An 8,764-nucleotide genomic window follows, 5' to 3' on the forward strand; every position below is an offset into this window, starting at 1 on the left:
CCCCCCCCCCCGGCCTCGAAGAAAGGGCGGGTGGCCTTCGATCCAAGAAAAAATCTCAACTCCTAAAAGACCCCCTTTTCCAAGAGCCGGAACAACCGGCCGGAGAATACATGTCCGAAGAACACGTCAAAATTGTCCTCAGCGCAGAGGACAGAGCTAGTGCTGAAATCACAAAGCTTCAACGATCGCTCGACAGGCTGAAAAAGTCTTTCAGTTCTTTCTCGGTCAACCCTATCAAGGGCCAGTTCGGCACCGACATGGGAGCAAAGGTTCGCGAAGACCTTGCGAAGACGCAATCCAGCGTCACACGCGGCCTTGACCGGCAGATGGTTTTCCAAACCCGCATGAACCGCCAGCGGCTCAGCGAGGAACGCGCCGTCACGGCTGAGCAGGCCCGACAGGATCGCGCACGCCGCATCGGCGAGGACCGGGCGACGCGAGAACTTCGCCAGCGCACCACCGCCGAGACCCGCGCAATCCGAGAACAGGCCGGTATGGCACGGGATGCCGAACGCGCCCGCACCGCTGGGATGCGCGAGACAATCCGGCTCGACAACTATCGCTTCGGTCTACGCCAGCGATACGAGCGTGAGACCGCCCGAGAGCAGGCCGCCACGGCACGCGAGAACGTCCGCTTGGACAGCTACCGCTTCGGCCTTCGCCAGCGGTACGAACGAGACTTGGCTAGGGAGCGCACCCGCGCCGAACGGCAGGGTGCCGCCGATACCCGCAGCGCTGAGCGTCGCCGCGCCGATGTCCGCCGTAGCGTCGGCCGGGGTTTCAACGACGCTAGAGACGTATCCGGCCGGGTTGTGGACGCATCGCGCACGGTCTCCATTCTCGGGAGCACTGGAGCCGCCGCACTCGCCACCCTGGGAAGCATCGGTCTCGCCGCCCGGTCCCGTGCCGATACCGCTGAAGCCAACCTGCGCATGTTCGGTGGCCAGTCCCGGAGCCAGGTGGACGCCACCCGCTCAGGATGGCTCAACCGTTCCGCCGTGGAGTTCGGCTTCCGCCCAGCCGACGCCCTCAACGCCTTCACTGAAACGCTGAAGGCTGGCATCCCGGAGATCGCCGCGAAGGATGTAACCCGCTCGATCATGGGTGCATCCGCTGGCCTCGACCTCGATGTCCCCGATACCACGAAGCTTGTCGGCCGCCTCTCGACCCTCACGCAAGATCCGAAGGCGTTCTCCGCCGGGGCAATCGACAAGATGCTCAACGGGATCGCGGTCGTTGCCAAGGTGACGGCGGCCGACAGTAAGGAGCTTGTGTCCTCGCTCAGGCGCGGCGCGGGTGCGCTGGGCGCGTCCAAGATGTCAGTCACCGACCTAACGGCCTTCACCGGCACCGGCATCTCTGCCGGTATGCAGGAAGGCAAGGCCGGCACGTTCATGGACTTCCTCGTCAACGAACTCGTCAACGCGAAGAACTCGCGTGGCCAGCGTCGGGACGATCTTACGAAGGGGTTCAACCTCCTGGGCTTGGGGTCGAACACGTCGGTCTCTCGGCAGGCTGCAAACGATCCGACCAAGCTGTTGCTGACCATGTTCGACAAGATGTCGAAGATGTCCCCAGAGAAGGCCGGGCAGGTTGCAAGTCTCATCGGCATGCGTGAGTGGCGCGGCGAAATCCTTCAGATGATGAAGGCCAACCCGATGCTTCGGCAGACGGTAGAGGCGGCACGCGATCCGAAGAACTCCGGCCACTTGAAGCAGGCTTCGGATGAGAAGCTTGGCACACTTGCTGGACTTCACTCTCAGCTTGTGGCCACGTTTGACTTGGCATGGGAGGCTATAGGCGGCGGCATCGAGGACATCATCCGAGAGATCAGCACGTTCTTCATCAATCTCGGCAAGGGTATGGACTTCGATGTCATCAAAGCGCACGTTCATACGCTGATTGATGGCTTCGTTGATGGTCTCGGCTTCAAGAACATCACGCAGATGCTTGAAGCTGCATTCGGCAAGCCGGGTCAGATGGACTACAGCACCCTGAACTCTTTCTTTGAGTTCGCACGGGGGTTCGGTCGTGGCGTTCGTGAAGTCATCGATACCGTCAAGGCGGTGGTGTCATCGTTCACCGGCACGAACATGAACGCGGATGCTCTCGGCAACCTATCCGCAAAGGTGCTGGGCTTCAGCTTGGCTCTGGCCTTCATCGCTCCCTACGTCAGCATCCTCGCCGGTCTCGGCACGGCCTTGATCGGCTTCGGGATGACGGTTGGCACTATCGCGACCGCGCTTCGGGCCGCTGGCCTCATGGGCGGTGCCGGTGCGGCCGGTGCCGCTGGCGCTGGCGCTGGTACGGGAGCGGCGGCCGGCGGCCTCATGGCACGCCTACTCGGCGCTCTGAGACTTGCCCCTGCCATCGCGGCTCCCCTCACAATGGACCCGTCAAAGGCCGACAACGACCGGCTGATGAACCGCCTGGGCCGATGGGCTCTGGATCGCGAAAAGGAGCGCAACGAACGGCAGAGCGGCACCGTTTGGAAAGACCCGCCTGCCCGCGTTCAGAAGCAGTCCTACGCGGACCCTGAGACCACCGGCTCGGTCGCGGCCTTGATCCAGAAGGCCAGTTACACCGGCTATGACGACCGCGAGGACAGCACCCGGCGCGTAGCAACCGGGATCGATGAGCTTCGCGCGATCCTCCAGAAGGCGACGCTCACGAACGGCGGCTCTGGCGCGTCCATCGCATCCTCGATGGGCGGTGGCGTCGGGGGCGGCTCAGGTGGCGGTGGTAGCGGCTCCGGCCGTCTATTCACCCCTCCGAACATGCAGGTGCCGAACTGGTACGGGCAGAGCAGGGGCGCACCCGGTGGCATGGGTGCCGGCGGCGGTTCGGCTTCCTCGAACCCCGCCAACTCGTCAGCATCCGCCACCATGCTCGATGCCATCGCTGGCACTGAGAGCGGCAAGGCCGGATACGATACCGTCCTCGGCAACGGTAAGTACGGCATGCCAAGCAAGCCGGTCTCGTCCATGTCGCTCGATGAGGCCTTCGCCTTCGGGCGCACGGTCAAGGCGCGGCACGGATCGTCGTCGGCGCTGGGCCGCTACCAGATCGTTGGCAACACCATGCGGTTGGCTCAGCGGGCTCTCGGCATCGGTGGCGACGCCAAGTTCGACGGTGCCATGCAGGATCGCATGGCCCGCTGGATCGCGCGGAGCCAAGGTCTCGGGGCCTGGGAAGGTCTGAAGGGCAACCCGCGTGCGATGGCAACGGCCCGTGCCGCCATGGAAGCCGGTGGCGCGAAGGATGCGCCTATGGGAACGCTGGCCTCGACCGACCCGAACATGGGCGTGAACGTGCCCGGCCTTGGTCTCGGGAAGGGTCAGTACGATGGCCTTCGCGTGAAGGGTGATCAGGCGACCGGCAACGGGTTCGCCCAGCTCGGCGTCACCGACCTTGCTCGACAGGCGCAAGCCAACCTGCCCGGCGGTGTCAAACACTTCAGCGCATTCAACGACCGCTACCACGCTGGCACCGGATCGAAGCATGCTCTGGGCTTGGCATTCGACACGTCCCTCAACGATGCTGGCCTCTCTACGCAGGCCGCTGAGGCAATGCGGAACAAGATGCGAGCGGCCGGTCTCAGCGAGAAAGACTTCAAGGTCATCGATGAGTACAAGAGCCCATCGGCACGTTCAACCGGTGGACACATTCACTCGCAGTTCAACACCTTGGATGCTGCCAAGAGATACCACGACTACATCGCGGGTCTCGAAGGCGAGTCCAAGAGAGCGGTGGCATCGGTCAACGGCATCGGAGAGCGGGCGGCCAAAGCCCAGAGCGGCGGCACTGAGCGTCTACAGCCCCCGAAGGGCGGGAAGGTAGACATCGGCGGCGGGATGAGCGGCGTGCCTCTCGGGGCAAAGCCAACGACCTCTGACATCGTTGGCAACGTTCCGGCTGGTATCGGACGTGGTGGCGGTGGCGGCATGGGCGGTGGCGGTGGCAACACCTACCACATCACTCAGCAAATCCACGGCGGCGACAAGTCTCCAGGTGAAATCGCGAACCTCGCTCAGCGCAAGATCACGGAGGATTGGAACCACCGTGGCCACGACCTTGAGCCAGAACTGACGTGATACTGATGGGAGCGGCTTTCGGGCTGCTCCCATCCCATCACGGATGGCCGACTCTTGATATGATCAAGTTCATCGCCATATCGGTCCTATAGAAGCAAAGGGAAGCTTGATGGCTGGCGATACCAGTGTAACATCATCGAAATGCCAAGGCGGTACATCGGCCGCATACCTGATCAGCCGTATCAAGCGAGACAGGCCGGACATCGCGAAGCGCATCGAGCGTGGAGAGTTCAAGTCGGTACGCATGGCAGCTATTGAAGCTGGCATCATCACGCCACCTACTGTGATCCAGCGTCTACGGACAATCTGGCGAGCAGCTTCCGCAGAAGAGCGGGCAGAGTTCTTGAAGCAGGTGTCGAGAGAAGCTGTCGGGGGGAGAGGCTGATACTTGCCGACCCGCATTTCGCCGGCACACAAAAGAGAAATTCGGGCAGCAAAAATCCCCCCTTTCGACTGATCAAGTCGAAAAGCCCAACAGAAACAATGACTTGAGATGCCCGATTTTCCATCTCGGAAATAGGGGCGTCCAACGCAAAAAACCCGGCCCCCGCGATGTCGTGGCAGACGACGGGAAACCGGGCTTCACAAAGAACCGAAAGAACAATTGAAATGGTTACTACCACGTTTTCGTCAGAAGTTCAAGAGCCTCTTGTTCCGGCTGATGTATCATTCCCGAGCTTCCCTTTCATGCAGATCGACGTGAAGACCATCACCGATGGCGAGTTATCGTTCTTGTCTGGTGATGGCTTCAAGGCTGCTCTGACTCTCATGGCCGAGAGTTGGCACGAAACTCCGGCTGCATCCCTGCCAGACGATGACAAGCGTCTTGCTGCCTACTGCGGGTTTGGTCGAAGCCCGGCTGCTCTGACCGCATGGGCGGTAGTACGGGACGAAGCTCTGTCTGACTTCATACTGTGCTCTGACGGCCGCTGGTACTCTCGCACGATGGCACCCAAAGCACTCGAAGCTTGGAAGTCGCGAAAGGCGCAGAGCGACCGCACAGCGAAGGCACGGCAGGTTCGCCAAGAGAACCGACTGAGCACCAAGGACTCCGTTCCGGTTGTCACAACCTCTGTCACAGAGCCTGTCACAACCTCTGCCACACAATCCATAGGAGATAATAGGAGAGGAGAGGAGACTAGATCAGAGGATAGAAAGGTTGGGCATGCTTCCGGTGAGCCCTACGCCTTCGAGCACAGCATCATCAAGCTGAGCCAGAAGGACTACGACCGCTTCAAAGGGACCTACAGCTTGCTCAACCTCGACTCCGAGCTTTTGAGCTTGGCCAAGTGGGTCGAAGCGAAAGCCAAGGAGAAAGATGGCGACTGGTTCAGCCCGATGCTCGGAGTGCTTGCTAAGAAGCAGAGGGATGCTGAGAAGCAGGCCAGAGAAACGAAAGCGAACGCGGATGCCATGGCCCGTCGAGCCGTTCGGCACGTACCTGGGAACATGGCGATCTGACAGCCTCTACGGTGGAGGGCTTGCGCGACAAAGCCCTTCGCCATCGAGCAAAGCCGGAGAAGACCGAAGGTCCAAGAGCCTCAGTGCCGTCCACGGCCAAGCTCGCCCCTCACAGTTTCACTCAGATAGCAACCCCGTTTCTTCAAAAAACTTGACAACAAGCAAAAAATGTGCCACATGTTCTTCTGAGGCTGGGAAATCAGCTTGCGACAGAACGGCAGGGGCTACGGCCCCCGGTGCGGGGCGAGGCCCGGCGAACCGATAGGCGGTCAACGCCACGCATCTGCGTCCAACGAGGCGCGCTCCGACTGGCGAAAGCTGAACCCGAGGCGCGTGCTGGTGGATCGCTCTTTGCCCGTTCGTAAGCTTTTCCCGCCGCCACCATACAAACCATTGGAATACACCATGACTACCTCAACGCCGCAACGCGGTGCGCGGGTCTATGTCGAACTCGATGATGAACTCGCGAGTGTTCTCGACAATGTTCGTAAAGAACTCCGCCTGAGCCGCATTAACTTCATTCGGTGGACCCTCGCTCGCCACCTTCTAGGCACTCACTCTCTCGGCGGAATTTCGGTGGAGCAGGCTCGATGAGCCAGATCAGCCTTTTCATCAATCCGCAAATTCGAGCGTATGCGCAGGCGAACGGCCGGGTTTTCTCCACTGAGGAAATCGAGCGCATTACAGCAAGCGTCAACAGCGTGACGACCTCTGACGATGACGGCACTGTGCGGTTCAATCTCGCAGGCGGTGCGGTCCAATCGCTCGATGCAGTGATCGGAGCCATGTCCGTTGGGCTCGGCAAGGATGCACCGGCAGCACCGAAGGCCGGCGGATCGTCAACGCTTCCGGCCGGATCGAACGCAACCGAACGTGCCCTGGCGCTGAACGCAATGACTCGGGACGGTACGTCGGCCGCTCGCGCCATCGAGGCTCAGGCCTTGGTAGATGCGCACGGGAGCCCCTGGGACGTGCGCTCCATCAACCGGACGCGCCAAGCCCTTGTGACGAACCTCGACCCGGCCCTCGCCGCACGTCTCCGCCGTCAGTCCGGCTCCCGCTGAGACCCAGCCCAACCACCGCGACCATGCAGGCGCGGACAGGAGAACACATGCCCCCCATCCATCCCGACAACTGCCCGGTCCAGAAGCCATACGAACTCTTCCGGGCCATGCTTCAGCTTGCCAACGACGATTGCGTTGCGACCCTTCGGCAGTATGTCGGCCAACTCGACGTGCGCCGTTTGGAGAACGTCTGTTCCGAAGAGATCGTGCGTCGGCGCAGAGCCCGGACGGAAGCCGAGATCAAGGCAAGCGCAGAGAAGGCCGCTGAGATCCACTGAGTTTCCCGGGGCACATCCGCACGCCGGAAGCGCCGAACGCCGTCAGTGACTCGCTCTGCCGGTTTGAGGTGCTATCCAGCCTGTCGGCATGCTCTCAACCCAAAGCGATCCGCCCGGCGAGGGTGTTTCGCTCTTGGGGTAGTAGCATACGTGTCGTGGGACTTGTCGTGGGACTTTTGGTACCCAAACGATCCCAACGGTGCCTTTCCGTTCCCTTATTTCTCCCCTGAAGCGAACCTCAGGGGAGTGGTAACATCAACGAAAACAACCACTTAAGATCTTCAGAGCTTCGTCCCGAAGATCTCCGCCACCTGCGGGATGTCCTTGTCGCCGCGGCCGCACAGGTTCATCACCATGAGATGGTCGGCCGGCTTCTTCGGGGCCATCTCCAGCACCTTGGCGAGGGCGTGGGCCGGCTCCAGCGCCGGGATGATGCCCTCGAGCATCGAGCACAGCTTGAACGCGCCGAGCGCCTCTTGGTCGGTGGCCGAGAGGTAGGTGACGCGGCCGGCCTCGTGCAGCCAGGCGTGCTCGGGGCCGATGCCGGGATAGTCGAGGCCGGCCGAGATCGAGTGCGCGTCCGCGATCTGCCCGTCGTCGTCCATCAGCAGGTAGGTGCGGTTGCCGTGCAGCACCCCCGGCCGTCCGCCCGAGAGCGAGGCCGCGTGCAGGCCCGACGAGACGCCGTGGCCGGCGGCCTCGACGCCGAAGATCTCCACGTCGCGGTCGTCGAGGAAGGGGTGGAACAGCCCCATCGCGTTGGAGCCGCCGCCGATGCAGGCCACGAGCGAATCGGGCAGCCGCCCCTCGGCCTCCAGCATCTGCTCCTTGGTCTCGCGGCCGATGATCGACTGGAAGTCGCGCACCATCGCCGGATAGGGGTGCGGGCCGGCGACCGTGCCGATGCAGTAGAACGTGTCGGCGACGTTGGTGACCCAGTCGCGCAGGGCCTCGTTCATCGCGTCCTTCAGGGTCTTGGTGCCGGACTCGACCGGGATCACCTCGGCGCCGAGCATCTTCATCCGGAAGACGTTCGGGGCTTGGCGCGCCACGTCGACGGCGCCCATGTAGACCACGCAGGTCAGGCCGAACCGGGCGCAGAGGGTCGCGGTGGCGACGCCGTGCTGGCCGGCGCCGGTCTCGGCGATGATCCGCTTCTTGCCCATCCGGCGGGCGAGCAGGATCTGCCCGAGGACGTTGTTCACCTTGTGCGAGCCGGTGTGGTTCAGCTCGTCGCGCTTGAAGTAGATCTTCGCGCCGCCGCAATGCTCGGTCAGCCGCTCCGCGAAGTAGAGCGGGCTCGGCCGGCCGACGTAGTGCTTGAAGTAGCCGTCCATCTCGGCCTGGAACCCCGGGTCGGCCTTGGCCGCGGCGTAGGCCTCTTCCAGGGAGAGGATCAGCGGCATCAGCGTCTCGGCGACGAAGCGGCCGCCGAAGATGCCGAACCGGCCGCGCTCGTCGGGGCCGGTGCGGAACGAGTTCGGAGGGGGAGAGAGGGTCACGGATCGCGTCCTTGTTCGCGAGGGTGGGGTCGCGACGCGGTGATCGCGAAGGGCGGTCCGGGTGCGTGGCGCACCGGGCGCGCCGGGTCGGGTCCGGTTTGCGGTAGGATCGCCCCGCGGGTCAACACGCGCCCGCGACCACCGAGGCGCCGGCCAAGGCCGACCCCGCGGCGGAGCAGAAGGCCCAGGATCTCAAGGCGAACGGCAGCGAGCAGGGCGTCCCCGCCGACAAGCCGCAATAGCCCGGCACGGACGGGATCGGACGACGAGGGCCGGGCGGCGACGCCCGGCCCTTTTTCGTCCCGCCGCGACGGTCGGCCCCGGCCGCCATGCGCGGGCGCGTGTTGACCCGCGGGGCGATCCTA

At 63.0% G+C, this 8,764-nt stretch carries 6 protein-coding genes; 5 read left to right on the forward strand and 1 reads right to left on the reverse strand.

Annotated features, from left to right (window positions below; genetic code table 11):
* Nucleotides 1-110: 110 nt before the first annotated feature.
* The 5 genes from FV223_RS13290 to FV223_RS13310 all read left to right on the forward strand — a co-directional run bounded on the left by FV223_RS13290 (nucleotide 111) and on the right by FV223_RS13310 (nucleotide 6,897).
* Nucleotides 111-4,094, forward strand: coding sequence for a phage tail tape measure protein (locus FV223_RS13290; RefSeq protein ID WP_147727499.1), 3,984 nt, complete (start codon nucleotides 111-113; stop codon nucleotides 4,092-4,094).
* 109 nt (nucleotides 4,095-4,203) lie between these two features.
* On the forward strand, nucleotides 4,204-4,479 hold the full coding sequence (locus FV223_RS13295; protein WP_147727500.1) for a hypothetical protein: 276 nt from the start codon (nucleotides 4,204-4,206) through the stop codon (nucleotides 4,477-4,479).
* 302 nt (nucleotides 4,480-4,781) lie between these two features.
* Nucleotides 4,782-5,555 (forward strand): hypothetical protein, encoded by a 774-nt coding sequence (locus tag FV223_RS13300; RefSeq protein WP_187276134.1) that lies wholly within the window; start codon nucleotides 4,782-4,784, stop codon nucleotides 5,553-5,555.
* Between the two features lie 590 nt (nucleotides 5,556-6,145).
* The gene (locus FV223_RS13305; protein WP_147727502.1) at nucleotides 6,146-6,619 is read left to right on the forward strand and encodes a hypothetical protein; all 474 of its coding nucleotides are present in this window, start codon (nucleotides 6,146-6,148) and stop codon (nucleotides 6,617-6,619) included.
* 47 nt (nucleotides 6,620-6,666) lie between these two features.
* A complete protein-coding gene (locus FV223_RS13310) occupies nucleotides 6,667-6,897 on the forward strand; it encodes a hypothetical protein (protein WP_147727503.1) in 231 nt (76 codons plus the stop codon).
* 281 nt (nucleotides 6,898-7,178) lie between these two features.
* Here the strand turns inward: FV223_RS13310 and trpB are convergent, their stop codons facing one another.
* The gene (gene trpB / locus FV223_RS13315) at nucleotides 7,179-8,399 is read right to left on the reverse strand and encodes a tryptophan synthase subunit beta (RefSeq protein WP_147727504.1); all 1,221 of its coding nucleotides are present in this window, start codon (nucleotides 8,397-8,399) and stop codon (nucleotides 7,179-7,181) included.
* Nucleotides 8,400-8,764: the final 365 nt, after the last annotated feature.

This window comes from Methylobacterium sp. WL116, from assembly GCF_008039455.1.
GTDB lineage: Bacteria > Pseudomonadota > Alphaproteobacteria > Rhizobiales > Beijerinckiaceae > Methylobacterium.

Bases quoted from the DNA above. Each gene is read 5' to 3' on its own strand.
- FV223_RS13290 (WP_147727499.1), top strand. From the start codon at position 111: ATGTCCGAAGAACACGTCAAAATTGTCCTCAGCGCAGAGGACAGAGCT.
- FV223_RS13295 (WP_147727500.1), top strand. From the start codon at position 4,204: ATGGCTGGCGATACCAGTGTAACATCATCGAAATGCCAAGGCGGTACA.
- FV223_RS13300 (WP_187276134.1), top strand. From the start codon at position 4,782: ATGCAGATCGACGTGAAGACCATCACCGATGGCGAGTTATCGTTCTTG.
- FV223_RS13305 (WP_147727502.1), top strand. From the start codon at position 6,146: ATGAGCCAGATCAGCCTTTTCATCAATCCGCAAATTCGAGCGTATGCG.
- FV223_RS13310 (WP_147727503.1), top strand. From the start codon at position 6,667: ATGCCCCCCATCCATCCCGACAACTGCCCGGTCCAGAAGCCATACGAA.